This window comes from Streptosporangium sp. DT93 (genome assembly GCF_049844535.1).
Taxonomy (GTDB): domain Bacteria; phylum Actinomycetota; class Actinomycetes; order Streptosporangiales; family Streptosporangiaceae; genus Streptosporangium.
In genome coordinates, this window is record NZ_JBNCLF010000018.1 from 1 (window position 1) to 26,619 (window position 26,619).

Sequence of the window (26,619 nt, forward strand, 5' to 3'; positions counted from 1 at the left end):
GCGCAGGACCAGCGAGGCCGCTCCCTCGATCAGGGCGGTGCTCACCTCGACGAGGGGGCGCCGGGCGCGCGCCGTGGGGGCGGGGGCGGGCCGGCCCCGGCGGGGGGCCCGCGCGCGCCGGCGCGCCCGCCCGGGCGGTCGCGACGGCCTCCGGGGCGAGCGTCCCCTCCGGGGCGGGCACCCCGGGTGTCCCGGCGTCCGGGGCGGGCATCCCGGGTGCGCCGGCCTCCGGAGCGGGCACCCCGGCGAGCCGGGCGAGCCGGTCGAGGTGGGCGAGCCGGTCGAGGTGGGCGAGGTGGAGGGTGACCAGGCGTTCCTCCACCAGGGCGAGCAGCTCGCCGCTCCCGCCGGCCGCCGCCCCGTCGGCGAGCCCGGCCAGGTGGGCCGGGGAGAGCGCGTCGTGGCCGAGGAGGGCGGCGCCGATCCGGCCGACCGTGTCCTCGCCCAGGCGCGCCGCGTGCTCCCCCAGCCAGGCGCAGACCACGTCGAGGTCCGCGGGCCCGAGCCCCACGCCCCGCTCCAGCAGGGCCGCCGCCACGGCCGGGGCGTACCAGTCCTCCAGCCGCGTCTCGCCACCCCCGCCCAGCGCGGACGCCCGGCGCCACAGCGTCCCGGCGGCCACCGTCCCGGCTGCCGCCAGCAGGTGCGGCAGCGGCCCCACCTCGATCTCGGAGGCGGTCCCCGCCGTGAGGTCGAACAGGTAGAACGCCTGGAACGACCGCTCGTCGGCGACGATCTCGGCGCCGGGGAGCGTGCCGATGACGTGGTGGCGGCTGTAGGACGGCCGGAACCGGTACGTGGCGAACGACATCCGGGCGGCCAGCCCCGGCGGCAGCAGGAAGGACAGCGCGGCGATCCACCGCGCCACCTCGTCGGCGTCCTCGGCGAGGATCACCACGGACCGGTCCTGGTCGAGCACGGCCCGCTCGGTGGCGGCCAGCAGCGCGGGCAGCAGCGACCGTCCCGCGGCCCGGTCCAGGAAGTCGTCGATCGCCTCCCGCCGCAGCGGCCCCAAAGGCAGTGGCCCGCGTACCGGCGGCAGCGCGGTGCCGGCCACCGGCTCCCGCGCCCACAGGGGCGCCCGCCACAGCTCGATGGGCGCGGGACCCTCCCACGGCCCGTCCCGTACGGGCACGAGCGCGTGCGCGAAGTAGTTGCCGAACCTGCCGGAGTAGTCCGTCCCGGTGAAGGCCACGTTGGCCACGATCGGCCGGGGCCCGGGGACGAAGCACAGGTTGACCGGGCAGCGCGCGACCTGCTCGGGCGTCGGCGAGTGGCCGAGCGTGCCGGGCGGCTCGTAGGAGCCGAGCGCCTCCACCTCGCCCATGACCTCCGGCGGCACCCCCGGCGTGACCGCGTTGAACTGGTAGCCGGCGTAGCCCGACAGCCCCGTCCGGCACGACGTGTAGTAGAGCTGATGGAAATCCATGTCACCCCTTCGTCGACGGCAGGACGTCCAGCCGGCTCAGCAGCCACAGGAACGGGTCGGCCGCCCGGTAGGGGTGGATCCCCCGGGGGTCCACCCGGTTGTCGGCCGTGGGGCTGTCGCCCAGCGACGACAGGCCGAAGTAACGGTAGGACGCGTAGTTCTTGCGCATGATCTGGTCGATCTGCTCGCCGTCCCACTCGTGCAGCAGCGCCCGCACGTGGTCGTGCACGGCCAGGCTGTCGGCCTCGTCGAAGACCGGCTCGGTCGCGGGCGGCTCGCGCAGCAGGGGACTGCCCGGCGCGAACCCGTGCCGCAGCGCGTCGATCTTGGACAGGGCGACCGCGACCGGGATGCCGAGCCGCCGCCCGGCGGCCGGGCCGTGCGCCTCGTAGAGCACCTCGGTCACCCGGGTCAGCACGTTGACCGGGCTGTCCGTCCCGTCGTCCATGCCGGGCAGCCGGACACCCGGACGGGCGGCCGCCCGCGCGCCGCGCATCTGCAGCGGGTCGAGCAGGAGGATGATCCCGTCCGCGCCGCGCAGGTAGCGCACGTTCAGGTCCACGCTCCGCTTGCTGGTCAGGTCCTCGCCCGCGGTGTCGAAGAACGAGGTGATCGTGTGCCGGTTCCGCGCGCCGAACAGCCCGGGCCGGTCGAGGGTGACCTTGAAGACCAGCGGGCGCCGCAGCTCCGCCTGGCCCGGCCTGGTGGTCCCCGGCAGCATGTTGCGCCGGTAGAGCAGGTCCTCGTACTTCCTGGAGAACTCGCCGCGCGTGTGGTCGTCGGAGCCGACCACGGCGGCGTCGAAACGCCGACCGACCGAGTGCATCAGCTCGTGCAGCAGGACCGTCATGTAGACCGTCTTGCCGGTGTTCTTGGCCCCGATCAGCGCGATCAGACGGCTGGTGACCTTGCCGAAGTGCACGGGCAGCTGGGTGTGGCAGTGCGGGCAGATCCGCTGGGTCGACTCGCCGCCGCAGTCGGGGCAGCGGGCGCTGCCGCGCCATCCGCCGACCGGCGGGCCCCCGGCGAACACCGGGGGCAGGGCCTCGTTCATCCCGAACCGCTCCGACAGCGCCGCGTCGCGGGCGGGGGCGCACCGCGTGCCCTTCGGCCCGAGCAGCGAGGTGCAGCGGAACATGATCCTGCGCTGCTGGAACCGCTGGTAGCAGTACGGGCAGACGAGGGTGGACAGGGGGGACGTCATCGTCGGGTCACCAGATTCCGGGGAGTCGTACGAGGGTCACGTCGTCCGTGGCGCCGGGTGCGGGGAAGCAGGCCAGCCGGCAGGAGCCGGGCGGTGAGGGGACGTCGACCCGCAGCGTGAGCGGTTCGCCCGGGCCCAGGTCGTGCGCCGGCACCTCGTGGATCACCGTGCCCTGCTCGGGACGCAGCGGGATCACGCCGCCCGCGCGGTGCACGACGAGCAGCGGCGGCACCCGGCAGGGCCGGTCCGCGCTCAGCACCAGGACGGCCGAACGGCGCGACAGCCGGGGCTTGCGGAACTCGTAGCGGACCTCCGGGCCGATCGCGGGGATCGCCGCCGTCACCGGGCGCGAACGCAGCCGGCCGACGACGGTGCGCACGCTCGCCACCGTCGCGCCCGGCCCGACCCTCAGGCGGAACCCGTTGTCCTCGTAGCCGCGCCGCCGGCACTCCACGACGACCGCGCCGGGCCACCGGCCGGGATCGGCCCCGCCGCTTCCGCCGCTTCCGCCGGTGCCGCCCGCGCCGCTCGGGCCGGTGTCGCCGGGGGCCCAGGTGACCTCCGCGAGCTGCGCGCCGGGCGGCCAGACCCAGCTCAGCACCGTCGTGTCGCCCAGCCGGTGGGCGGTCAGCTCCCGTACCGGGTCCACCACGACGAGCCGCGCGGACGCGCCCACCACCGCCCTGCCCGCGCCCACGCTCACGGCGACGAAGTAGCCGCCGCCCGGCGCCGGATCCGCCGCGCCGGCTCCCGGGCCGGCCCCCGCGCCCGCCGCGCCCCCGGCGCCTCCCGCCGGGGACGCCGTCGTGCTCAGCGTCACCCGGCCGTCGGCCCCCGGTACGGCGGCGCCGGGCACCGGACGCCCGTACCGCTCCACGTCCTCCTCCGGGAGCGACGTCCCCGCGGGCCAGGGCGGCGGCACGTCCGAGATCCTGATCACCACCCGCCCGGCGGACGGCGGGGTCCAGGTGATCCTGGCGGCCGGAGGGTCGCCACCGGCGTGCTCGACCGACAGGTCCGGCACGGCCAGCGGCGGGGACTCCGGCGACCCGCCGGCGACGACGCCCCGCGAGAGCCTGCGGGTGCCGTCGGACCGCTCGTAGGCCGCCTGCACCCGGTAGCGGTACGCCCGCCCGGGGACCACGTCCGTGTCGGCGAACCCGCTCCGCCCGGCCCGCAGGGCGGAACCGTCCCGCCCGTCGAGGGGGGTCACCACGACGTCGACGGCGCCCCGGGGCAGCCGCCAGGTCGCGGTCACCTCCCGCTCCGCCGACACGACCCGCACGGCGGCGACCTCCGGCAGGACGGTCACCCGGGGGCCGGTGGCGGGCGCGGACCAGATGCCCTCCGTCCGCCCGGCGAACACGCAGTAGTAGAGGTCCTCGGCGGGCGGCGGGGCGTCGTCCACGAGCTCGTTGGAGTCGGTCTCTCCGATCACGACCCCGTCGGCGGCCCCCCTCGCGGGCGCCCCGGCCGTGCGCACCACGCGGTGGCGGACCGGGCCGACCCGCGCCGGTCCCGGCGTCCACGCGACCGTGACGCGGCCCTCCCCGGCGCCGGTACGCACCTCGCCGGGCGGGGGAGGCGGAAGCGCGCGCAGCCGGTCGCCGATCGCCTCGTCGTCGGCCGCGACCCGCCAGGCCCGGTCCAGCAGCTCGGCCGCCGCCTCCGGCCGGCCCGCCGCGATCTCCCCGGTGGCCTGCTCGCTCCATCCGGCGACCTGCCGTACCCGCTCCTCGATCCGGGCGCGCAGCTCCGGCGGCGCCCCGGCGGGCAGGCCGGGCAGCAGCCGTTCTGCGGCCCGCAGCCTGCCCTCCTGGAGCGCCTCCTGGATCAGGCTCTCCACACCGGGCGCGCGGACGTCGCGGGCGGCCACGGCGAGCGCCAGCTCCCCGGCCTCCTCCTCGGCCAGCCCGAGACCGGTGGCCAGCGCGGCGAGCACCTTCGGCGGCATCCCGGCGGCGGCCTCGGGCCGCAGGATCTCCACGACCTCCCACAGCAGCAGGGTGTCCAGCCGTCCCGGCTCGCGCGCCGCCTCGGCCAGCGTCGCCAGCACGCCGTCGGTCGCGGTCTTGCGCTCGTCCCTGGCCCGTCCCGCCGCGTCGCGGACCGCCGCGGCGATCATCTCCCCGGTCAGCCTCCCGTCCGTCCTTCCGTCCTTCTCCCCGTCCGTCTTCCCTTCCGTCCTCCCGGACGGTGTGCTCGCGGCGGTCAGGCGGAACCCGTCGCGCAGCCGGAACCCGCGGCGTACCGCGTCGGTGCCGACCACGACCTCGGCCGACAGCCGCATCCCGAGCAGCGACAGGGCGGGACGCAGCGTCCGGTAGGCCGGGGGCGCCACGTCGGGCAGCCTCCAGGGCCGCTCGACGACCCCGATGCCGTGACGGGCCAGGACGCGTCGCACGTCGGCCTCGGTGCAGGCGCCGGAGGTCTCGGCCACGAGGTGGTCGAGCGTGGCGCGGCCGACGAGGGTGCTCGTCCCGGCGAGCGCGGCGACCGTGGCGGTCACCCTCGCGGTGGCGTCGGCCACCTGACGCGCGGTCTCCGCGGTCAGGCCGTCCCAGGTGAGGGTGCCCGCCCGCCTCAGGTCCCCGTGCGCGACCAGCAGGGCGTCGACGAGCCTGGCGTAGCTCCTCTTCTGCTGCCTGAGCGTCCGCCAGTACGCGACGACCTCTTCCAGGTGCCTCTCGAACGGCTCGCCCGACAGGCTCCCGGAGGAGCGCAGGGCGTAGCGGGCCAGCAGGTCGGCCGGTGGCGTGTTGCCCCGGGCGCGAGCCGGGTCGAGCACGTCGCGACGGTAGGCGTCCTTGTCCAGCACGGATGTTCCTCGCCGATTCTCACGATCAGCCGGTCCTCAGGTGCAGCGGGTTCTCTGGTGCAGCGGGTTCTCAGGGTCGGCCGGTCCTCAGGGTCGGCCGGTTGCCGGGTGTGGCCGGTCGTCGGGGCCGGCCGGTCGCCGGGGCCGGCCGGTCGCCGGGGTCACTGGGACACCGCGTACCTGGCGACCGCCTGCCTGGCCTGCTCGACCTGCGACTCCGAGAGGCCCTGGATGCGCACCTCGATGCGCAGCTCCTTCTGCGTCTGCAGCTCGACGGCATGGACCGTGAGCGTGCCGAGCTCGTCCATGGCGAAGCTGATGTCGATGGGCGAGCCCTTGCGGATCCGGGGGAGGCCGGTGATGGTCCCCTCGCCGATCCTGGCGTTGTCGGCCAGGTCGTCCGACTCGACCGATCCGGCCTGCTCCCAGATCTCGACACCGATCTCGGTCTGGTTCTCGTACGCGGTCACGAACCGTTCGGCGACCGGGTCGGCGGGCAGGGCGGTGTTGGCCTTGAGGACGTGGCTGACCGAGAAGACCTCCCTGCCGTCGCCGGTGAAGTCGACGACCTTGACGCCGAACGCGCGGGGGACGACGGTCGTCACCCGGCGCCCCGCCAGCATCCGTACCTTCTCCGGCTCCAGCCCGAGCTGGTCGGCGGCCTGCTCGACGGCCCGTTCCACCTCGGCGTCCGACGCGGCGTCGGCCTCGCCGGGCAGGCGTACCTTGACCGCCTCGATCAGCGCGAACCTGGCCGCGCCCTTGGCCACCGCCAGGTCGGGATCGTGCAGCTTGGGGTCGAACCCGAAGCGCTGCCGCAGGCCCTCGGCCACCGCGGGCATCCGGACCGAGCCGCCCACCAGCAGGACGTCGTCGAAGCGGTCGACGCCCTGCGCGGCGGCGACGTCCAGGGTGCGCCTGGTGATCTCGAACGTGCGGGCCAGCAGGTCCTCGGTGAGGGCCTCGAACCGCTCGCGCGTCAGCTCCACCCTGGCCGTGCCGCCGTCGAAGCGCATGTTGTAGCGCCGCGACATGGCCGAGCTGAGCCCCTTCTTCATGTCCTCGGCGGCGATCGCCAGCTCCTGCAGGAAGTCCTCGCTCTCGGCCGCCGACGAGCCCGGGTTCTCGGCCAGGAAGGAGTCCAGCAGGTGCCCGGCGACGCGCTCGTCCCAGTCGGCGCCCCCGAGCCGGTGGTCCCCGTCGGTGCACACGACGCGCACGTCGTCACCCTCCAGCCGGATGACCGTGGTGTCGAAGGTGCCGCCGCCCAGGTCGTACACGAGGATCGTGGAGGGCCCTCGGCCCGGGGCCGCCGACAGCGTCTCGTAGTGCAGCGCCGCCGCCACCGGCTCGGGGATCAGGTTGAGCACGTTGAGCCCGGCGATCTCCCCCGCGTTGCGGGTGGCCTCGCGCTCGGCCACACCGAAGTAGGCGGGCACGGTGATGACGACGTCGCGCACCTCCTCGTGGGTGTGCTCGGCGGCGGAGCGGGCCACCTCCTTCAGGATGAGCGCGGAGATCGACTCGGGGGTGTGCCCGGTGCCGTGGAAGGTCAGGTCGCACTTCTGCCCCATCTGCCGCTTGATCAGCGAGACCACCAGGTCGGGGTAGAGCTTGGCCGAGCTCTTGGCGTCCTGCCCGACCACGACGTGGTCGGCCGTCTCCATGTAGACCACCGAGGGGGTGGTCTCCTGGCCGATGGCGTTCTTCGCGACGACCGGCCGGCCGGTGTCGTCGACGTAGGCGATGCAGGAGTAGGTGGTGCCGAGATCGATCCCGTACGTCCGGTTCTGCGCTGCCATATGTGGTGATCCCCTTGGTCTGTCAGGTCATGTCCGTCGGGTCGCGTTCATCGGGTGCGCCCGCGGGGTCGCGGCCGTCGGCGCGGCGGTGGCGGTGGAACCTGGCCCGTACGGGGCGCCGGACCTGGCCCGTCTCCCGTTCCACGAAGCCGATCGACACCACCTCGGCCACCGTGTTGTCGAGGGCCTCGTCCGTCACCGGCACGACCGACACGGCGGTGTGCCTGCCCGCGTCGAACGGCTCTCCCGGACGCGCCGTGAACTCCTCCAGCCCGCACCGCTCCAGCATCAGCAGCGCGTCGTCGGCGAAGCTCGCCAGCAGCCTGCCGTGGGCCGCGTCCTCGTCGCCTCCCTGGCCGGTCAGGCGGGTGACCTCGCGGAGCAGCGCGTCGTGCATCCGGATCAGGTCGGCGACGACCGGCTCCAGGATGGTGCGGTACAGGCCGCCGCGCAGCGCCTGGTTCTCCTCGTGCAGGCGGTCGATCACCGTCTCGCGGTGCGCCGATCTGCGGTTGAACTCGGAGATCGCGCTCTCGACGGCCGCCAGCCGCCCGGCCGTCACCGCGTCGGCCCCTTCCGGCCCCGCCGTTCCCCGGCCGGCGGCTCCCTCGCCCCCGGCTCCCGGGTCGCCGGTCTCCGCCTCGCCTGTCTCCGGACCGGTCGCTTCCTGGCCGGTCGTTCCCTGGCCGATCGCTTCCTGGCCGATCGCTCCCGGATCGGCCGGCTCCCGGTCGGTCGATCCGGGAACGGCAGGCGGTGCCGGATCGGCCCGCGGCCCACCCTCGTGGTCCTCGTCCGCCCCCGCCCGCGGAGGCCCCTCACCGATCATGGCTCCCCTTCGGTGACGTCATCCGAATACCGCGCGCCAGTACGGTCCTGTTACCGGCAGAAAGCCGATGTGTGATGGGTAACATATTGAACAGGAGAATCCTTCTATCGTCATAAGAACGTCTCCATTGACCCGAATACGACCGGATAGCAGCCATATTCCGCCCACACTGGAGTCATGCAACCCCCGGCCCATGAAAAACTCGTCGCGGATCTCAGGTCGCTGCGCGAACGAGGGCTGACGAGGCTGCGGGACACGCCACTGCCCGCGCTCGACACGGCGGCGGCCCTGTGCGTCCTGTCGGCCTCGGCCGCCCCCGAGGCGTACCGTCCCGCGGCCGTGGAGGAGCTTCTTCGCCGGGCGGTCGCCGCGCTGGGAGGCGGCAACCTCACCGCCTCGGCGGAGCACACGTTCGGGCTGGTGCCCGGCACCCGGGACTGGCCGGTCGGCGAGCGCCGCAAGAGGGCCGCCTCCGTCTACGGGGTCAGCACCGAGCGCTTCCGCAAACACCACGAGCAGGTCATCGCGGACGAGATCGCCGAGGCCGTCCTGCGGCTCTGCCTGGCGGCCGAGGCGGTCCGCCCGGCCCACCTGCCGGACGGTCCCGCCGTCGTGCCGCTCGGCCCGGTCACGCTGAACTTCATGCCGGTGGAGATGATCACCGGGGTCGACGTGATCGTCTCCTCGGAGAACGTCTACCTGGAGGCGTCCAAGACCTTCCGCCGGTCGCTGTCGGCCGCGCTGCGCCGCGCCTGCGCCGAGAGGACGGAGTCGGGCGAGCTCGTGGACGACGTCGTCCAGCGCGAACTCGCCCAGTGGATGCGCGCCCACGGCAGGTCCGGCCTGCCCGTGGCCCCCGGCACCGTCGTCGCGACCGGCCCGGGCAGCCTCCGCAGGTCCGGGGTGCGCCGCGTCTACCACGCGGCGGTGGCCGTCCCCAGCGCCGACGGGACCGAGTACGCGTTCTCCACCGAGGCCATGGCCCGTGCGGTCGGCAACGTCTTCCGCCTGGCGGGGCAGGAACGCCGGGACTTCCGGCCGCCGCTGCGGTCGATCGCCCTGCCCCTCTTCGAAGCCGGTCGTGGCGGCCTGGACCCGGCCGAGAGCCTGAGCCGGCTGTGGGCCGCCGTCGAGGCCGAGCTCGACGACCGGGCCCGCCGCGACTGGGACCTGCATCTCATCACGAACAGCCCCAGGGACGCCGGGGCCGTCATCCGCCACTTCGGCGGGGAGTGAGACCGCGAAACCGTCACCCCGGTCGTGCGGCCCTGCCCGGGGGCACCGGCCCTGCCCGGGGGCGCCGGCGTCGAGCCGGGCGACGCGGGCCGTCCGGGGACGTCCGGCAGGGGCGGGCGTGCGGTCCTGCCCGGGGGGCGGTGACGTCGAGCCGGGCGGTACGGTCCTATCCCGGGCCGGTGGCGTCGAGCCGGGTCAGGACCCGGGCCGACAGCTTTCCCAGGGCGTCCACCTGGCCGGGGCCGAGGGCGTCGAAGAACAGCTCCCTGACGGCCTGGACATGACCGGGGGCGGCGGCGGTGATCGCCTGGCGACCTGTCTCGGTGAGCACGACGAAGGCGCCCCGGCCGTCGTCGGCGCACTCCCGGCGCTCGACCAGGCCCCGGCGCTGCATCCGGCTCAGATGGTGCGACAGGCGGCTCTGCTCCCACTCCAGCGCGCGTTGCAGCTCGTACGGGCGCAGGCGCCCCTCGGGAACGTCGGTGAGGTGGACCAGCACGTCGTAGTCGGCCAGGGACAGGCCGGAGGCCGCCTGCAGGCGCCGGTTCAGCTCGGCGCCGAGCCGTGACTGCATGCGCAGGTAGGCGCGCCAGGCGCGCTGCTGGTCGTCGTCCAGCCATCGGGGGACGGTCATGCGCCCACCCTACGCGATCTACATGACATGTCATCGGGTCCGGGGAATGAATGACACGTCATTCATGTTGGAGGCAGGTGCATGACACGTCATCTTCTGATCGGGAGGAACCGACATGACCACCACCTCGTCCCTCGTGCCCCGCGTCGACGTCCGCCGCGCCGGTGAGCGGCCGGCCACGAAGATCTCCTGGCTGGACTCCAAGCACTCGTTCTCCTTCGGCCGCCACTACGACCCGGCCAACACCCACCACGGGCTGCTCCTGGTCAACAACGACGACGTCGTACGGCCGGGGGCGGGCTTCGAGACCCACCCGCACCGGGACATGGAGATCGTCACCTGGGTGCTGCGGGGCTCCCTGGTCCACCAGGACTCCGAGGGCCACAACGGCGTCATCTACCCCGGCCTGGCCCAGAGGATGAGCGCCGGCACCGGCATCCTGCACTCGGAGAAGAACGACTCCTGGCGGCTCGCCGGCGACGTCCACGACGAGCCGGTGCACTTCGTGCAGATGTGGGTCATGCCCGACGAGGCCGGCATCGCCCCCGGGTACGAGCAGCTGGAGATCGAGGGGGAGCTCCTGTCCGGCGGGCTGGTCCCGGTCGCCTCCGGCATGGCCCGGCACGACGGTGCCGCCGCCATCCGCATCAACAACCGCCACGCCGCGCTGTACGCCGCCCGCCTGGAGGCGGGGCAGAGCGTGCGGCTCCCCGAGGCGCCGTTCCTGCACCTGTTCGTGCCCCGGGGGGCCGTCGTCCTCGAAGGCGCGGGGGCGCTGGACACCGGTGACGCGGTACGCCTCACCGCCACCGGCGGCCAGACGGTCACCGCCACCGAGGCCGCCGAGATCCTGGTGTGGGAGATGCACGCCACCGTCGCCGCCTGAACCGCCGGTACGCGCGGCGTCGTCCGCAGGCGCCGATGACCGTGGCGCGGGAGAGGACACCGGAACAGGACACCGGGCCATGACGCCGGATCAGGACGCGATGGTCACGGCGACCTCGACGGTGACGTCGCTCTCGTCCTGGCCGGCCGTGCTCTGGCGGATCTCCGCGTCGCGCAGGTCGAGGCCACGGTCCGCGAGGGCCTCGAACAGCCCGATCACGGCCGGGTGCACGGAGCCCTCCGGAGGGGGAGCGCCGTCGGCCGATCGCCACGAGGCCACCAGCTCGGTGCGCGCGGGCAGCTCCCCGACGACGATGTCCTCGCCGTTCCCGAGGGTGCTCCCGACGGTGCTCCCGGCGGTCCCGCCGCCGGTGCCACTCCCGTCGTCCCCATCGCCTCCGTCACCCTTGACGTTCCAGCCCGCCGGCACCGGCTTCAGCGTGGGCCAGCAGCACAGGACGCGTACCGTCTCGGGGTCGCCGCCCTCCCGGAGCGTCGTCCAGAACGGCCCGGCCGGGCCCAGCCCGTCGCGCCGCAGGGCCGCGAACAGTTCCCTGAACCGATCGTTCGCGCGTTCGCTCCCGGCGGCGTCATCGTCGTGGACACCGACGGACAGGGCCCACGCGACGTACGGCTGCGCCCCGGCCCGTCTCTCCGTCACCTCCACGGGGACCTCGTAGGCGTTGATGACCAGTCCGGCCGCGGCGTGCGCGGCGTCCTCCTCGGCCCGCCGCGCCAGGACGCTCTCGCGGTGACGGGCGAGCACGCCCTCGGCGTCACCGTCGCGGAGGGCGTCCGCGATCCGGGGGAGGGGGACGCCGGCGTCGCGGAGGGCCCGGACGGTCGCGCCGGCGCGTACCTGCGCCTCGGAGTAGCGCCGGTAGCGTGTCCCGCGGTCCACCTCGGCCGGGACGAGGAGGCCCTTCTCGTCGTAGTGGTGCAGCGCCTTCACCCCGAGGCCGGTCACGTTCGCGAACTCGCCGATGCTCAACATGGATCCAGCATCGGCCCTCCTCCGACCGGAGGGTCAAGTCGCACCTCGGTGACCTCGGTGACCTCGGTGACCTCGGTGGGCCGCTCGGTCTCCGGCCCCGGCCACGCACTCGGCGGGACGCGTGTTCGGCGGAGGATGCGCGTCGCGGACAAGAACGGGGGGACGGTTCTAGCGGATCGCGTACGGACACGGACGCGGCAGGCGGTCTACCGTCCGTACATGCGAGCAGCCTCGTCCCGCGCGGCACGCCTGGCCGCCCCCGCCCTGGTCCCCGTCCTGGCTCTCACCCTGGCGTTCACACCGGTGGGCGGAAACTCCCACGCCCCCGCGACCGCGGACACGGTGACGACCGCGGACACGACCACGAACACGACCGCGACCACGAACACGACCGTGACCAGGGACACGACCCCGGCCACGGACACGGCCGTGACCGCAGCCCCGGCCTCGCTGGTCGTCGCGGCCAAGCGCCAGAGCTGGGTCTTCCGCGACGGCGACGGCCGGGAGGTCACGCTGCGCGGGTTCAACGTCTCCGGCAGCACCAAGCTGTACGAGAACGCGCTGCTGCCGTTCCGCAGCACCGCCGACGCCGCGCGCTCGGCCCAGGCCATGCGCGACCTCACCGGCGCGAACGTGATCCGCTTCCTCATCAGCTGGGAGGGCGTGCAACCGTCCCCCTTCACCGTCGACGGCGCCTACCTCGACCGGGCGGTCGAGCAGATCCGCGCGTTCACCTCCCGGGGCATCCGCGTCCTGCTCGACTACCACCAGGACCTGTACTCCTCGTACCTGTTCAACCAGGGGAGCTGGTACACCGGCGACGGCGCGCCGGAATGGGTGATCAGGGGCGGGAACTACCCCAGGGAGTCGTGCGGCATCTGCCTGCTGTGGGGGCAGAACATGCAGAACAACGAGGCCGTCCGCCGGGCCGCCTACGACTTCTGGCGGGACCGGCGCATCAGCACGCCCGAGGGCGAGGTCGGCGTCCAGGAGGCCTTCCTGCGGCAGGCGGCGGCAGCGATGACCCACATCAGGCAGCGGCTGACGGACGCGGAGTTCGCCTCCGTCATCGGATTCGACCCCTTCAACGAGCCCTTCGACGGCGGGCTGGACGGCAAGAGCGGCCTGGAGTGGGAGAAGACCTACCTGATGCCGTTCTACCAGCGCTTCCGCGCCGCCATGGACGCCTCCGGCTGGGCCGCCAAGCCCGCCTTCGTCGAACCCCTGGCCTTCTGGAACACCGGCTTCTTCGAGGAGGGCGGGCTCAGCACGGTCGGAGCCCTCGGCACCCGGTACGTCTTCAACAGCCACTTCTACGACGGCGCCCGTATGACGATCGACCCGTCACCGGCCTCCGACGGCGTGTACGACGCGGCGATGAACGAGATCCGCGGCCGGGCCCGCACGCTGGCCACCGCGCCCTTCGTCTCGGAGTTCGGCCACAGGCTGTCGGGCAACGGCAGCGACCGCACCCCGTGGATGGTCCGGGCCACGTACCAGGCCATGGACTCCGGCGTCCCGGGAAGGAACTGGTGGACCGGCGCCGCCACCGGGGGAGACGTGCTCTCCTCCACCCAGTGGCAGTGGGACCTCTACAGCGGACGGCACCGCGAGCCGATGAACCGCAACCCCGCCAAGGTGCGGACCGGGGGCGACGCCTGGAACGACGAGGACTTCTCCGTGGTCGCCGCGGACTCCTCGGGCGCGCTGACCACGACCCGGCTGGACCGGGCGGTGCTGGACCGCCTCTACCCCTCCGCGGTCGCCGGTGACGTGCTGGCCTTCACCTACGAGGACCTGGCCCGGTCCGGCTACGGCGGCGCCGGTCAGCAGCGTGCCTGGCTGACCGTGCCGTCCTCCATGCCGGACGTCGCCGCGCTGGTCAAGGACCGGCGGTTCGGCGTCCTGGTCTGGCGCGAGCCCGCCACGGCCCCCGGCGTCCCGACCGAGCTGCACCTGCCGGCGTCCTTCACCGCCGCGACCACCGTCGTGGTCGGTGACGTGGCCACCCGTGCGGGCCTGCCCGCCTCGGGACCTGCGGCGATCGCGGCCGAGCCCGGCTCGTCGGCCGCCCGCCGCCTGCTGCTGAGGCCGTCCGGCGCGGCACCGGGCACCGTGCACGCCGCCCTGGTCGTCGGCGCGGCCACCGGCCCCGCCGTCACCCCCGCCCAGCTCACGTCCGCCGCCGCCGAACTGGCGGCCTGGAAGAGCCGGCTCTTCCCCTCCTGACCACACCCCGTCCGGGGCGTGGTCAGGAAGAACCGGACCGGGACCGTCGGCCGGGGTGAGGACCGTGAAGCCGTGGGCCGGACCGTCAGGAGGGACGTGGCTCGTGAAGCTGCGACTCCGACCAGGCCGGGACGGTCACCACGTCGCCGACGGCGAGCCCCCCGGTGCGCAGGACCGCGAACTTGGTGCCGAACGACACGCCGCCCCGCGCCGCACGGCGATAGGTGGCCAGGGTCCGGAGCGGCTCGGGACCGGCCCCCTCGCCGCTGCCCTGGTCGACCAGCGTGACGGCGCAGCGGATCGCGAGCTTGGCGTACCCGAGCTCCACCTCGCCGGCGACGAGGCGGTGGACGCGGTCCTCCACGTGAGGCTCGTCCCATCCGTCGACCACGATGTTCGGCCGGAACCTGGACATCGGCACCGCAGGACCGCTCACGCGCCGGTTCAGGTCCTCCAGCGTGGCCCGGGAGAGGACGTGCACGGCGTCGCTGTCGGCGTAGCCGGAGGTTCCGGGCGTCCGGCCGTCGGTGACCCGGTCGTGCTCGGGGGGCACCCGCACCAGCCGGCTCCGCGAGCCGAGCACCGACGACAGCCACTCGGCGGCCACGTCGCCCTGGTCGATCCCCGTGTACCTCCTGCCGAACAGCTCCACCTCCCGGCGGGGGGAGTCCACGTCGATCGTGATGCGCGTGTCCTCGAATCCGGGGGCGTGCAGGGCGAGTTTCTCCCCGCCCGCGTCGACGACCGGACGGATCAGCGCCAGCCGGGGGTCCTGGCGCTGGCTGCGGAACACCCCCTCGGTGTCGACCACCATGAAGGAACGGTCGTGGGCCAGCCCCGCGCGGGTCACCCGCGTCTCGCTCAGCGCCGTTCCCGCGCAGCCCTTGATCGGGTACGAGATCAGCTCGCCGATCGTCGCCGTCATCGTCACTCCCGCCGTCGTGTCACCCGCACGCCGCGACCCTACGGGGGACACCGGACGGGACACCAGAGACGACGGCCGTATCTGACACGAATATGTGAGGTTCGGCGGCCGGAGGCCGGTGCCGGGACCCGGCCGCGCGGGGCGGTGTCATGCGCGGTGGTGTTCGCTTCTAAGCTCTGGGGTGTGGCCAAGTACTTCGACGTGCATCCGGACAGTCCCCAACCACGGCTGATCGGCCAGGTGGCCGACCTTCTGCGCGCGGACGGGTTGATCGCGTACCCGACGGACTCGGGCTACGCGCTGGGCTGCCAGCTGGGCAGCAAGGAGGGCATCGACCGGATCAGGGAGATCCGCGACCTCGGCAGCGACCACCACTTCACCCTGGTCTGCCGGGACTTCGCGCAGTTCGGCAAGTTCGTCCACGTGAGCAACGCGCTGTTCCGCTCGGTCAAGGCGGCGACCCCCGGCGGGTACACGTTTATCCTGCCCGCCACCAAGGAGGTGCCGCGCCGGCTGCTGCACCCCCGTAAGAAGACGGTCGGCGTCCGGATCCCCGACCACGTCGTCACGCAGGCGCTGCTGGCCGAGCTGGGCGAGCCGCTGGTGTCGAGCACCCTGCTGCTGCCCGGCGAGGACGAGCCGCCGACCCAGGGCTGGGACATCAAGGAGCGGCTCGACCACGTGGTGGACGCCGTCATCGACTCCGGTGAGTGCGGCGCCACCCCGACGACGGTCGTCGACCTCTCCCAGGACGAGCCCGAGATCCTCCGCCGCGGCAGCGGGGACCCGTCCCTCTTCGAGTAGACGCCCTCACTCCGGCACGGCGACGTGGCGCCGTTCCTCCGACGGGTTCCGAGGCTCGGACAGATCGACCTCGACGCCGGGCAGCCCGGCGCAGGTCTCCCGGCGGGCTCCCGCCATGTGCCGGCGGCAGGCCCCGTGGGCGGGGACAAACGCCTCACCCGTGTCCGCGGCCTGACGCCGCTGGAAGCCCTCGGCGACGGCAGGACCACCGCGCCCGAGGGACGCCGCCGCGCGGGGTCACCTCACCTCGGCGGGAACCCGTTCGTCACCCAGGGACTCCTCGGCCCGTTTGTTCCGGGTCAGGTAGACGTAGGCCAGCGCGCCCAGGAACAGGGCGATCGACGTCCACTGGTTCAGCCGCAGCCCGAGGATCTCGTTGGCCGGGTCGACACGCAGGCCCTCGATCCAGAACCGGCCCGCGGTGTAGCCCGCCACGTACAGGGCGAAGAGCCGGCCGTGCCGCAGCGCGAAGCGGCCGCCGATCCAGATCAGCGCCAGCGCCAGGCCCACGTTCCACAGGGACTCGTACAGGAACGTGGGGTGGTAGGTGGCGATGCCCGGCACGGTCCCCGGGCGGCCCGGATCGATCTCCAGCCCCCAGGGCAGGTCGGTGGGGCCGCCGAACAGTTCCTGGTTGAAGTAGTTGCACCAGCGGCCGATGGCCTGGCCGATGGCGACGGCCGGGGCCACGGTGTCGGCGACCGCGCTCAGGGCGATGCCCCGGCGGCGGCAGGCGATCCACACGCCCACCCCGCCCAGGGCGACGGCGCCCCAGATGCTCAGACCGCGCCAGCCGGGTCCGGAGTCGCTCCAGATCAGGATCGCGTCGATCGGCCGGTGGGGGGCGCCGGGCCCGAAGTACAGCTGCCAGTCGGTGATGACGTGGTACAGCCGCGCACCCACGAGGCCGAACGGGATCCCCCACGTCGCCAGGTCCGTCATGGTCCCCGGCGCCCCGCCGCGACTCCGCCAGCGTCGCTCGGCGACGACGACGGCCACCACGACCCCGAGCATGATGCAGAGCGTGTAACCGCGGATGGGCAACGGCCCCAGATACCAGACCCCTTCGGAGGGGCTGGGAATGCCGGCAAGCGCCATGGCAGGCAATCTAGTGCAGTCCGCCGTGATCACACACCCCGTCGAAACCCCTTAATACACGGACTTTCACGCCCCGGCGGCGTCAGGCACACGACGAGCGATCCCGTTCACCGCCCCGAGGACCACGACCGTACGTCAGGCAGGGGTGGTCCTCGGGTGACCCGGGCTCTCGCGGTCCGCCGGTGAAGGCCGGCCGAGATCGTTCCGTGCACGGTGCGGATCTTCGTGGGGTGCGGGTCTCCTCACCGGCAGGGGCCGAGGTGATCGGTCGGCCCGATCAGAGCCGTACGCCTCACGTCGAGCGGACGCGCGGCGGGGCGCGGTGTGGTGGGGCGGGCGGCTGGTGCGCTAGTCGTTGTCCTGTTCGACGGCGTTCCACAGGAAGGCGCTGCTGCCGGTGATCTGGCTGCTGCGGGAGTCGAACGTCGCCGAGCCGTTCACCGTGTCGTCGTCCTCGGCCGCCGTCACGGTGAGGGACTGGGGGACGTCCCAGTTGTCCGGGGTGAAGGTCAGCGGCGCTCCGGCGGACAGGTTCGTGTCGCCGGCGACCCGCGCGGTGCCCACGATGACGTTGCCCGGGGGCTGCTGGCTGAGCCGTACCTGGACGCTCGCCGTGCCGCCCTCGGGCACCGTGATCCTGGAGGGGGAGAGGAGGATCCGCAGCCGCGGGGGGGAGGGCGAGGGGCTGGGTGAAGGGGTGGGACTCGGCACCAGTTTGACCGTGCACGGCACGCCGTTGAGGGCGAAGTCCGTCGGCGGCGGGTTGTCGCCGGTCCAGGTTCCGTTGAAGCCGATGCCGACGGTCCCTCCGGAGGCGATCGATCCGTTCCACGCGGGATTTCTGGCGGTGATCTGCCGGCCGCTCTGGCTCCACTGCGCGCTGAAGCCACTGCTGATCCGCTGGGTGCTCGGGAACGTGAAGGTGAGCGCCCAGCCCGAGATCGCGTCTCCGTTGTTGGCGATGTCGATGAAGGCGGTGAAGCCGCCCGACGAGGTACCCCAACTGTGCGAGGTGTAGGTCACGGCGCAACCGGCCGCCGCGTCGGCGGCGGTGGCCGTGCCGCCGACGACGGCCCCGGCCGCGAGGAGCGCGGTGGCCGCGGCCGACATCAGCACCCTGTTCCGTGGCAAGCCCTTACCTGGTCCCATGAATGATCATCCTCCCGTTGAGACGCCCCGTCGGCCGCCGTTCGTTCACGACGGAGCTTTCAGGTTCGGACGGTTCCCGGAGGATGTACAGACACCGCCGGCGCCCGTACGGCCGTCGCCTTCCCGGCGTCCGTGCGCGGCCCGGGGAGGGGCTTCGAGACCTCGGGAAACGCCGCCCCCACCCCCGCCACCCGGTCGGGGCGGCAGACGGGCCCGGGTGAAAGATTCACGGAAAGGCAGGCGTCCCGACCGCCGGGCCGCCGGTGATCGTGCGGCGGCCGGCGGACCGTCTCCGAGTGCCGGGGTGCTGGTGGCCGACTCCCACGGCCCCTACCGCAACATCCTGCCCGAGGAACTCGACCGACGAGCCCGGCTGATCCGTGGCAAGCCCCGCGAACCGGGCATGCTGGCGGGACTGCAGACGGGCGTCCAGATGGCGATGTTCGTGGGGTACCACGCCCGTGCCGGCACGGGCGGCGCCGTGCTCGCCCACACCATCGCCGACGCCGTTCTCGGCGTCCGCATCAACGGCCGTTCGCACGGTGAGATCGGAATCAACACCCTGCCGGCGGGCTCGTACGGCGTGCCCGTCGTGCTGGTCAGCGGAGACGCCGCGGCGTGTGAGGAGTTCGGCGCGCTGGTGCCCCGGGCCGTCACCGTGCCGGTCAAACGAGGTCTGGGCCGGTACGCGGCCGACACCCTGCACCCGCAGGAGGCGCGAGAACGTCTTCGGCGGGGCGCCGCCCAGGCGGTACGACGTCATGCCACCGACCCGCCGGTCCTGGTCTCCTCACCCCTGCGGGTCGAGGTCGACCTGCATCGGCCACGCCCGGCGGACCTGGCGGTCCTCGTTCCCGGCGTCACCAGAAGCGGGCGTACCGTCGCGTTCGACGCCGAGACCATGGCGGCCGCCTATGGCGTGCTCCGCCTCATCGTCCTGCTCACACAGGCCGGACCGTGAGCGGGATGTGCTCGCTCACCTTCTTGCCGGAACCGGAGAGCCCGGCCGTGCCTGCCGCCTGCCGCTCATGGCCGGAGCGCGTTTCACGATCTGGCCGGGCCTCGTCCCCGCACCCATGAGCCGTTGATCGACGGAGAACACCGCGGAAGCGAGAGCCTCGACCTCCCGGCGGACGGATGCCGATGCCGGCCCGACACGCCCACGATCTGCCGGGTCCATCTCTTCTGCTTCCCGGCGTACGAAGCAAAGGCCGACGATCACCACCTAAACGCCCATAAGGGTATTTAGGTGAATCTTCAGTATGAGTTCATCTCTATCGCAGAAACCTCTCAAAGATCATTTTTATGCCTAAATCGCACTTTCTTCGTCCATGTAAAACGCGTGGTGCCTGGCGTATTAAGGATTTAACAATTCATATTCAAGTATCGGGGATTTAACAATTAGCTTCAGAAAGCGTCGCATTCCATAGTTAGCGTCCTCCTCGTACGAATCATCTGCAGGAGGAGCTCCTTTGTCGTCGAAGCTGTACCGTTTCGGGGTGGCCATGGTCGCGGCGGGTGTCGTCGCGCTGGCGACGGTCAGTCCCGCACGCGCCGACTTCAACCCCATCAGCACGGAACCGGCCGCGCCCTACGCGCAGCCGGCGGACGCGAACGTCCCCCGGCGGGGGTGCACCACGACGCTGCCGGATCCCGCGAACGCCACCGGCGGCACCCCGGCGGTCCAGGTGATCTACGCCTGGCACGAGGGCAACGGGAACAACTACGAGGCCTACGTCGAGCGGATCGCCAAGATCGTCGACAGGATGGACTGGCTGCTCGACGAGTCGACGGACTACGACCAGCACATCAACCTGAGCTGCCGGACCGGGTACGGCACCGGCACCTACTCCGGGTACGCCCACGCGCTGGTGGTGCCCGAGAAGATCGAGGCCGCCGACGTCTCGGGCGAGACCGGCCCCGACGTCATCGCCGACGACCTGGAGGCTGCGGGGTACGACAACGCCAACCGCACCTACGTGGTGTTCGAGGACTTCGACGGGACGGCGACCGCCCACTGCGGCGGAGTCTGCGTGGCGACCTCCGACGAGTGGGACAGCGGCACCATGATGCACGAGCTGATCCACCTGTACGACGTCGACCACGCGAAGGTCAGCGAGGTGCCGGGCATCCTCGCGGTCAACGACGTCATGACCAGCCAGTACAACGACTGGCAGATCGACCAGGAGTTCAACACCTACTACGACCCGAGCGAACTCTCGGCGCTGTTCCACACCTCCAACCATCCCGACACGCGCCGGCTCAACGTCGCGGCCTGGTCGAGGTTCACCGTGCCGACGTGCTGTGACGTGGGGTACAGCAACGACCTGCTGACCGCCCAGGAGCGCACGATCGAGTCGCAGGCGCCTTACGGCAGCCCCTCGGGGTTCACCGTCTCCGGGGGCGGCTGGACGCAGGTCACCCCGCCGGGCCCCGACGGGGCGACCTCGGCCCGCTACTACGACGGCCGGCGCTCGCTGACGATGAACGTCCAGTCCTACGCCGACGGGTTCGTGTCGGTCACCCGCAGGCCCGCGGTGACGGCCGGGCAGCGCTACAAGTTCTTCGCCCGGCTGACCACCGCGACCTCCGGCAACGTCAAACTGCGCCTGTCCTGGTACAACTCCTCCAACGCCCTGCTCTCCACCAGTGACAGCTCCACCCACGCGCTGTCGTCGAGCTGGCAGGAGTACGCGGTGTCGGCGGTCGCGCCCGCCGGGGCGGCCACCGTGCAGCTGTCGGTGGTCAGCCCGTCCGGCCAGAACTTCGCCTACCTGCTCGACAGCCTCCAGCTCAACCGGTGCGACAACGGCCGGACCGCCGACGGGTGCCGCATCGACGCCTGACCCGTGACGGGAACGTAGTGCGCGGCGCCGCGGGGCATCCCCGCCGGCGCCATCGCTCTTGGGGGCGTGAGCTGGGGAAGGACACCCCAGGCGCCGAGCTTCCCCGGAGAACCGGGGACGTACCCGCCGGAGATGTTGCGGTGGCTCCTCGCGGGGAGGCTCAGGCCGGAGAGGTTCGACTGTCACAGGCGTCGCGGGCGTTGGAATAAGCATGGCCGTAGAGGCCTGCCGACGAGATCGGCAGCAAGAGTAGGCCATGCGTTGGAAGGTCTCCCGAACGGGCTGCCACGCCTTTGAGGGCCGTCTGATCCGGCATGATCGCCTCGGATGTCTCAGCTGAGCGGTACTTCGAAGACGACAGGTCCATGTGGAGCCGGTGGCCCGCTCAGAGAGAGCGCTCGAGCTTCAGAAAACACAGGTGGCCAAAATATCTGCTCTATCTGCAGTTTGTGTTTGTATCGGGAACTGGTGCCGCGCAGGTGTCGCGAGGCAGGAAGATATCCGTTGTCGAAATTATCGACCAGTTTGACGAACCCTTCTCCCCATAGATCGCACATGCCTTTGAACGCCGACCGGTCGGCGGTGCGCATCTCCATGGATGCAGTGACCCGGAGACCCGCCGCCCCGAACGTGAGAGTGTCCAGCGTGACCCTCATGTCGTCGGCAGTACGGGGTGTGCGGAGCTTCATCTGCCGAAGATTGGGCCCAGGATCTTGAGGCAATGCCCTGAGAATTAACACCATCGCCAGACGAAGCGCCTCGGTGCATGCCTCGTCAACCTTGTTCTCAAGAACCCAAGAAAAAGGATCTTGTTGCGTCGCATGGTCCAACACCTCGGCCAGCAGACCGTACCTGCTCCCACGACAAACCTTTGTGACCAGAGGCAGGAGTGCAGTTCGTGACTGGATGTCGCGTATCTGCACCAGGATGTCGCCGGGGATCGGTAGCCAGTCGATGGCTGTTGCCGCCGCGTTCAGTCGGGCGAGGTGCTGTTCCGGGCTGCCGGCTCCAGACGCCTGCGCTCGACGGACTCCCGCCATCAGGCCGTAGAGACCGCGCAGCTGAGTGCGAAGGACAAATGTCACGCAGCGTTCGGTGTGTTCACGACGCGCCCAGGCAACCAGATCGGCCGCCGGTGGTTGTTTACCGGCCTGGGCAAGAAGAACGGCCGCGTCGTGCTCTCGGGGCAAGGGGGCGATGGTACCGGGAGGAAGCCGACGGATCGCGACGAGACTTTCTCGTATCGCCGGTGTAAGCAATGGCGTGCCGATCTCCTCCCGGTGGTGGGGTCGGATTCAGATGTCTACCAGGAAACAGTCGTGCTGCTTGTGGGGTTGACGATGGTGCAACCGCCTCCCCACACGAGGTTGACGTCCCCGGACATCCCGCTGGTCACATAACCTGAACCGGTGAACGGGGCATCGTACGCGGCATAGGTCGACGACCAGGGCCAGCTGGAATCCACCCAATTCCCGGTTGTCGATTCGTCGTGGTTGGCCCACTTAATGTAGAGATGGTGACCAGCCACCGCTCCCAGGGAAGAAGAGTAGCCGTAATGGAAGCCGGCATGTCCTTGCCCCGCGTTGTACAGGTAGGGCCGGGCTGTTCCGCAACGGCCAACGCGCTCATCTTGGATGCTGACTCCCTCTTGTGCCCGGTCGACGGCGCGTCCGTCCTTTGTGCAGATGTCGTGCTCGACGGCATACTTCGCAGCTGAACTCGACAAGCTGGAGCAGTCCAGCACCATTGCCGCCTCCCGGACCGTCACCTCGTTGCGGGAGGGTGGGGTGGGTTCAGGGGCGGCCTGCGCCGGCGTGGTCATAGCGATCGAACCCACCAGCGTGACGAGTGTCACCAGAAGGGCGCCGAATCATTTGACAAACATGGAGTATTCTCCTCCTTGCATCGTTTGATGTGCCACGGGCTTGGATTGCTTGGGAAGGCTTCTTGCTCGTGGCTTTAATTTTTCGTCGTTCAGTGTTCTTTTGCCTACTTTCTCCTCTTTGTGTCTAAGTGGGGATGTGGGGTTCTTTGTGCGAGTAAAACGATAAGTCAGATCGGCTGCGCGGGGCAAGGCGAACCTCGTCTGACGCGCATGTCAGGTCATCGGTAAAGGTGCCGGTGAATGGTAACGAAAACTTCCCGATCGAGATCTTGCGGGTCGGTAATTTTGCCCCCGGATAATCGAATAAGGGTCGATGTGGGCCGAATTTAAATTCTGTTGTTTTGGTCATCCGGAACAAGCAGCACGTGGGCGCCCCATGGGGCGCGTCGCCCTGACGGAGGCTCGCGGCTCTCTTCGCTCGCACGTACTTTGGTGGTCCGCGCTTCGGGAGGGCGGCGGGACTCGCAAGAAGGACTGTCGCCTTTCGGGGTCCTGCTGGGGGGCGCTCGCCCTGGAGAGGGCCAAGCCGCAGAGCAACAAGCGGCTCACAGACTCGGGGGAGACCCACGACGAGCGCGGCCTCAAGCACCGGGGCGAGAAGGAGACGCGGCAGGTGTCGATTCCACCGGAGTTGGTGGCCACCCTGCGTGATCACATCGGCCGTCACGGTGTCACCGCAGATGAACGGCTCTTCCGGACCCGTACGGGCGGACCGATCTCCGGGCCGGCGTACACCAAGGCGCCGGGCACGCGCCGGAAGCCGCAGGGAAGCCGCGGGGAAGGCCGGGCACGCGGTGGACATGATGCTCAGGGTCCGCGCCAAGTGCATCGACGACCGGTGCGAGTGCGGCCGACCAGAGAATCTTGGCCGCACTCGTCACGTGACATGGATCATGCTCCACGAAGGACCCCGGGACACTTTGGGGTCCTTCGTCGTTCCGGCCCCGGAATCGCCGCGCAGGGCTCCGGAATCCCCGCCCTACCTGGGAAAATGGGGCCTCGGCCATTCCGGGTGTGTCCCGCGACCGGTGGTATGCGGCTGCTTTCGGCCACCTGCGGTTGCCTGAGGGATGCGTGCCCCCGGCAAGCGAAAGACCAGGTCAGCGTGTGGATGACCTGGTCCCGGCAGCGCACCCTGCAGGATTCGAACCTGCGACCGTCGGATTAGAAGTGGAGCACCGCTCTTGCGCTGGCTGGTGTACTGACCTGCGACTCAGGAGGATTGCCCGATCGGGGTGAATCGGGCGTTCCGTGTATGTTCCGGATCTTGTTGACGAGAGACCTACGGCCTTCGGCTTGACGAGCGGATGCGGGCCGGTTCGAGGCTTTGAGCATGGAGCCGGAGGGCGAGGCATTCGCGATGGGCGGCGACTGCGGTGCTGCCGGGGCCATCGGCGCTGCGGACGTCCATGGTCACGCCGTCGCCTCCCGGGCTCAAGACGGCTAGGGTGTCGCAGAAGACGCACCTCCATTGGAGGCATTTTAGGTCTTGGCTGCGCAGGCTCAACCGCGCCCAGGCGGGCGAGGTGTAGCGGCGAAGCTGCTGGACGGCGGCCTCAACCTCGGCACCGACCGGAGGATACTCCTCGGGAAGGGCGCGAGGGTTTCTCGATGGGCTGTCGATTACGGAGGCGTCCTCGGATGCGCCGATGTCCTCATGATCGGGAATCATCACGCTGATGCCCCACGGTTGATGGGTGGCTGTGGGAATGCTTGGCTCCGCTACTGCCACCTCACCTGCCACGCTGCTGACATCATCCGAGGCGGCGGCCGATCGACGATCGCATGGCCTTGGCCGACGTCATCTACGTACTGCGCATCAGCGTGGCTTGGCGTGATGTCCCGGCCTCAAGGATCGGCTCGGGTGTGACCTGTTGGCTTCGCCTGCGCGACTGCATCGAGGCCGACGTATGGCCGCGCCTGCACGCGTTGTTGCTGGCCGAACTGCGGGCTGCCGACCTGCTCAGCTTGGATGCCGTCGCCATCGACGGCTCACACATCCGCGCCCTCAAAGGGGGGAACCACGTCGGGTCCTCGCTCGTCGACCGGGGCCGCCCCGTGATGTACCCCGGCTTTCGTGGAGTTGCTTTGATTGGCTACATGCCTACGCCCCTTCGAGAGGTCGGCATGTCGAAGAGATATCCCCCTGAGTTCCGCCGCAAGGTCCTGGACCTGCTGAAGGCCGGCCGAACCGTGCGGCAAGTGGCCTTCGATCTACAGATCAGCGACCAGACGATCTACAACTGGCGCGAGCAGGAGCTGATCGACACCGGCCAGAAACCCGGCATCACCTCCTCGGACCACACCGAGCTGGTCGCGGCCCGGCGCCGGATCGCCGAGCTAGAGACTGAGCTGGCCGTAACCAAACGCGCCACCGAGCTGCTGAGAGAGGCGGTGCCCCCAAAAGGCGGTTCGAGGCCATCGGGGTAATGGCCGCCGAAGGACTCCCCATCCAGGTCTGCTGCCGGATCATGAACGTGTCAGAGTCGGGCTTCTACGCCTGGCGCAACCGTCCGCCCTCAGCCCGGACGCTCCGGCATGCCTGGCTGACCGACGAGATCCGGCAGGTGCACGCCGCATCTAACAGCGTCTCCGGCGGGTGCACGCCGAACTCACCTTGGGGCGCGGCATCGCGGTCGGACACGGTGCGGTGACCATGCTGATGCACCGCGCCGGCATCAAAGGGCTGCCCGGCAACAAGCGCCGCCGGCCTGTTCAGCAGACACCCACCGCCGCGGACCTGGTCGACCGCCGGTTCACCCGGGGTGCCCCCAACGAGCTGTGGGTCACCGACATCACCGAGCACCCCACCCGTGAGGGCAAGGTCTACTGCTGCGTCGTCCTAGACGTCTACTCTCGCCGGGTGGTGGGGTGGTCCATCGATGCCAGTCAGACCGCGACGCTGGTCACCAACGCGCTCGGTATGGCCATCCACAACCGCACACCGCCGACCGGAACGCTGATCCACTCCGATCACGGGGTGCAATTCACCTCCTGGGCCTTCACCCAGCGCGCCAAAGCCTCCGGCCTGGTCCCCTCCATGGGATCGATCGGTGACTGCTTCGACAACGCCGTCATCGAGTCGTTCTGGGGACGGATGCAGACCGAACTGCTCAACCGCAAGCGATGGAAGACCCGGATCGAGCTGGCGAATGCGATCTTCGAGTACCTGGAGATCTTCCACAACCGGCGACGACGACACAGCGCCCTGGGGATGCTCACCCCCATCGAGTACGAGATGCTCTATCCGAACGTCCAGTCGGCATGAGAGTCAACCAAGCCGACTCCACCGAACTCGGGGTACATCACCGGCTCCAAGCATCACCTGATCGTCGACCCACACGACACGCCCCTGGCGGTCAGCCTGACCGGCGGCAACCGCCACGACGTCACGCAATTGCTCCCCCTGCTGGATGCGATCTCGCCCATCCGTGGGATACGTGGCCGGCCGCAGCGCAAGCCCCGCTAACTGTATGCCGACCGCGGCTACGACTGCCTCAGTTACCGCCGTCACCTACGTAAACGCGGGATCACACCATTCATCGCCCAACGCGGCACCCTGCACGGCTCAGGGCTGGGCACCATTCGGTGGGTGGTTGAGCGGGCCTTCGCCTGGCAGCATCAGTTCAAACGGCTGCGCATCCGCTACGAACACCGAGCCGATCTCCACCAAGTCCTGTTCGACCTGGCGTGCAGTCTCATCTGTCTGTGTCGACTCCGGACCTCATTCTGAAACCGTCACTTAGGGCCTTCAGGAAAGCGAAAAGGGGCCACATGACCGTGGCCCCTACGTAGTATAATGACGCAGATAAGATATACCACTACAGTAATTAAAATCCCTTTTAGGGATTT

18 protein-coding genes and 3 pseudogenes are annotated in these 26,619 nt (G+C 70.8%); 9 read left to right on the forward strand and 12 right to left on the reverse strand.

The features are described 5' to 3' along the window. The 5 genes from ACLQ2R_RS30890 to grpE form a co-directional block, all read right to left on the reverse strand. The coding region (locus tag ACLQ2R_RS30890) for a GTPase-associated protein 1-related protein (RefSeq protein ID WP_425964573.1) at positions 1-1,429 on the reverse strand (1,429 nt) is incomplete at its 3' end. A gap of 1 nt (position 1,430) precedes the next feature. Next, on the reverse strand, positions 1,431-2,633 hold the full coding sequence (locus ACLQ2R_RS30895; RefSeq protein WP_425964575.1) for a TRAFAC clade GTPase domain-containing protein: 1,203 nt from the start codon (positions 2,631-2,633) through the stop codon (positions 1,431-1,433). A 7-nt stretch (positions 2,634-2,640) separates the two neighbouring features. Next, positions 2,641-5,451 carry a hypothetical protein gene (locus ACLQ2R_RS30900; RefSeq protein ID WP_425964577.1) on the reverse strand — a complete coding sequence of 937 codons (2,811 nt, stop codon included), beginning with the start codon at positions 5,449-5,451 and terminating at the stop codon, positions 2,641-2,643. A gap of 161 nt (positions 5,452-5,612) precedes the next feature. Then, the gene (locus ACLQ2R_RS30905) at positions 5,613-7,253 is read right to left on the reverse strand and encodes an Hsp70 family protein (RefSeq protein ID WP_425964579.1); all 1,641 of its coding nucleotides are present in this window, start codon (positions 7,251-7,253) and stop codon (positions 5,613-5,615) included. A gap of 22 nt (positions 7,254-7,275) precedes the next feature. Continuing rightward, positions 7,276-8,082 (reverse strand): nucleotide exchange factor GrpE, encoded by an 807-nt coding sequence (grpE, locus tag ACLQ2R_RS30910; protein WP_425964581.1) that lies wholly within the window; start codon positions 8,080-8,082, stop codon positions 7,276-7,278. 177 nt (positions 8,083-8,259) lie between these two features. Here grpE and ACLQ2R_RS30915 point away from each other — a divergent pair, with 177 nt between their 5' ends. Further along, positions 8,260-9,318 (forward strand): hypothetical protein, encoded by a 1,059-nt coding sequence (locus tag ACLQ2R_RS30915; protein WP_425964583.1) that lies wholly within the window; start codon positions 8,260-8,262, stop codon positions 9,316-9,318. Between the two features lie 166 nt (positions 9,319-9,484). Here the strand turns inward: ACLQ2R_RS30915 and ACLQ2R_RS30920 are convergent, their stop codons facing one another. Continuing rightward, positions 9,485-9,952 carry a MarR family winged helix-turn-helix transcriptional regulator gene (locus ACLQ2R_RS30920; RefSeq protein ID WP_425964585.1) on the reverse strand — a complete coding sequence of 156 codons (468 nt, stop codon included), beginning with the start codon at positions 9,950-9,952 and terminating at the stop codon, positions 9,485-9,487. A 115-nt stretch (positions 9,953-10,067) separates the two neighbouring features. Between ACLQ2R_RS30920 and ACLQ2R_RS30925 the strand changes: the two genes are divergently transcribed. Beyond that, positions 10,068-10,838, forward strand: a complete 771-nt coding sequence (locus ACLQ2R_RS30925; protein ID WP_425964587.1) for a pirin family protein — start codon at positions 10,068-10,070, stop codon at positions 10,836-10,838. A gap of 90 nt (positions 10,839-10,928) precedes the next feature. Here the strand turns inward: ACLQ2R_RS30925 and ACLQ2R_RS30930 are convergent, their stop codons facing one another. Further along, positions 10,929-11,831 (reverse strand): MerR family transcriptional regulator, encoded by a 903-nt coding sequence (locus ACLQ2R_RS30930; RefSeq protein WP_425964589.1) that lies wholly within the window; start codon positions 11,829-11,831, stop codon positions 10,929-10,931. A gap of 219 nt (positions 11,832-12,050) precedes the next feature. Here ACLQ2R_RS30930 and ACLQ2R_RS30935 point away from each other — a divergent pair, with 219 nt between their 5' ends. Next, positions 12,051-14,060: a cellulase family glycosylhydrolase gene (locus ACLQ2R_RS30935; RefSeq protein ID WP_425964591.1), complete on the forward strand. Its 2,010-nt coding sequence runs from the start codon at positions 12,051-12,053 to the stop codon at positions 14,058-14,060. Positions 14,061-14,145: 85 nt separating this feature from the next. On the opposite strand, the gene ACLQ2R_RS30940 is transcribed toward ACLQ2R_RS30935, so the two are convergent. Further along, on the reverse strand, positions 14,146-14,985 hold the full coding sequence (locus ACLQ2R_RS30940; RefSeq protein WP_425964593.1) for an MOSC domain-containing protein: 840 nt from the start codon (positions 14,983-14,985) through the stop codon (positions 14,146-14,148). A gap of 183 nt (positions 14,986-15,168) precedes the next feature. Between ACLQ2R_RS30940 and ACLQ2R_RS30945 the strand changes: the two genes are divergently transcribed. Then, a complete protein-coding gene (locus ACLQ2R_RS30945; RefSeq protein WP_425964595.1) occupies positions 15,169-15,789 on the forward strand; it encodes an L-threonylcarbamoyladenylate synthase in 621 nt (206 codons plus the stop codon). Between the two features lie 237 nt (positions 15,790-16,026). Here ACLQ2R_RS30945 and lgt read toward each other — a convergent pair whose 3' ends face one another. Next, complete coding sequence (lgt, locus tag ACLQ2R_RS30950; protein ID WP_425964597.1) at positions 16,027-16,887, reverse strand: prolipoprotein diacylglyceryl transferase; 861 nt, start codon at positions 16,885-16,887, stop codon at positions 16,027-16,029. A 348-nt stretch (positions 16,888-17,235) separates the two neighbouring features. Beyond that, positions 17,236-18,018, reverse strand: a complete 783-nt coding sequence (locus tag ACLQ2R_RS30955; RefSeq protein ID WP_425964599.1) for a cellulose binding domain-containing protein — start codon at positions 18,016-18,018, stop codon at positions 17,236-17,238. A 16-nt stretch (positions 18,019-18,034) separates the two neighbouring features. Between ACLQ2R_RS30955 and ACLQ2R_RS30960 the strand changes: the two genes are divergently transcribed. Both ACLQ2R_RS30960 and ACLQ2R_RS30965 read left to right on the forward strand, forming a co-directional pair. Beyond that, positions 18,035-18,997, forward strand: a complete 963-nt coding sequence (locus ACLQ2R_RS30960) for a M55 family metallopeptidase (RefSeq protein WP_425964601.1) — start codon at positions 18,035-18,037, stop codon at positions 18,995-18,997. Positions 18,998-19,508: 511 nt separating this feature from the next. Further along, positions 19,509-20,882: a hypothetical protein gene (locus tag ACLQ2R_RS30965; RefSeq protein ID WP_425964603.1), complete on the forward strand. Its 1,374-nt coding sequence runs from the start codon at positions 19,509-19,511 to the stop codon at positions 20,880-20,882. Between the two features lie 332 nt (positions 20,883-21,214). Here the strand turns inward: ACLQ2R_RS30965 and ACLQ2R_RS30970 are convergent, their stop codons facing one another. After that, the gene (locus tag ACLQ2R_RS30970; protein WP_425964605.1) at positions 21,215-22,072 is read right to left on the reverse strand and encodes a hypothetical protein; all 858 of its coding nucleotides are present in this window, start codon (positions 22,070-22,072) and stop codon (positions 21,215-21,217) included. 113 nt (positions 22,073-22,185) lie between these two features. Then, the gene (locus tag ACLQ2R_RS30975) at positions 22,186-22,737 is read right to left on the reverse strand and encodes a hypothetical protein (protein ID WP_425964607.1); all 552 of its coding nucleotides are present in this window, start codon (positions 22,735-22,737) and stop codon (positions 22,186-22,188) included. 1,731 nt (positions 22,738-24,468) lie between these two features. Here ACLQ2R_RS30975 and ACLQ2R_RS30980 point away from each other — a divergent pair. The 3 pseudogenes from ACLQ2R_RS30980 to ACLQ2R_RS30990 form a co-directional block, all read left to right on the forward strand. Then, positions 24,469-24,825: pseudogene (locus ACLQ2R_RS30980) on the forward strand (transposase); the annotation flags it as partial. Between the two features lie 69 nt (positions 24,826-24,894). Beyond that, a pseudogene (locus ACLQ2R_RS30985) lies at positions 24,895-26,035 on the forward strand (IS3 family transposase). A 36-nt stretch (positions 26,036-26,071) separates the two neighbouring features. After that, a pseudogene (locus ACLQ2R_RS30990) lies at positions 26,072-26,500 on the forward strand (IS5 family transposase). The last annotated feature ends 119 nt before the right edge of the window (positions 26,501-26,619 follow it).

Bases quoted from the DNA above. Each gene is read 5' to 3' on its own strand.
- ACLQ2R_RS30925 (WP_425964587.1), top strand. From the start codon at position 10,068: ATGACCACCACCTCGTCCCTCGTGCCCCGCGTCGACGTCCGCCGCGCC.
- ACLQ2R_RS30905 (WP_425964579.1), bottom strand. From the start codon at position 7,253: ATGGCAGCGCAGAACCGGACGTACGGGATCGATCTCGGCACCACCTAC.
- ACLQ2R_RS30930 (WP_425964589.1), bottom strand. From the start codon at position 11,831: ATGTTGAGCATCGGCGAGTTCGCGAACGTGACCGGCCTCGGGGTGAAG.
- ACLQ2R_RS30960 (WP_425964601.1), top strand. From the start codon at position 18,035: ATGAATGATCATCCTCCCGTTGAGACGCCCCGTCGGCCGCCGTTCGTT.
- ACLQ2R_RS30935 (WP_425964591.1), top strand. From the start codon at position 12,051: ATGCGAGCAGCCTCGTCCCGCGCGGCACGCCTGGCCGCCCCCGCCCTG.
- ACLQ2R_RS30920 (WP_425964585.1), bottom strand. From the start codon at position 9,952: ATGACCGTCCCCCGATGGCTGGACGACGACCAGCAGCGCGCCTGGCGC.
- ACLQ2R_RS30895 (WP_425964575.1), bottom strand. From the start codon at position 2,633: ATGACGTCCCCCCTGTCCACCCTCGTCTGCCCGTACTGCTACCAGCGG.
- ACLQ2R_RS30940 (WP_425964593.1), bottom strand. From the start codon at position 14,985: ATGACGGCGACGATCGGCGAGCTGATCTCGTACCCGATCAAGGGCTGC.
- grpE (WP_425964581.1), bottom strand. From the start codon at position 8,082: ATGATCGGTGAGGGGCCTCCGCGGGCGGGGGCGGACGAGGACCACGAG.
- lgt (WP_425964597.1), bottom strand. From the start codon at position 16,887: ATGGCGCTTGCCGGCATTCCCAGCCCCTCCGAAGGGGTCTGGTATCTG.
- ACLQ2R_RS30915 (WP_425964583.1), top strand. From the start codon at position 8,260: ATGCAACCCCCGGCCCATGAAAAACTCGTCGCGGATCTCAGGTCGCTG.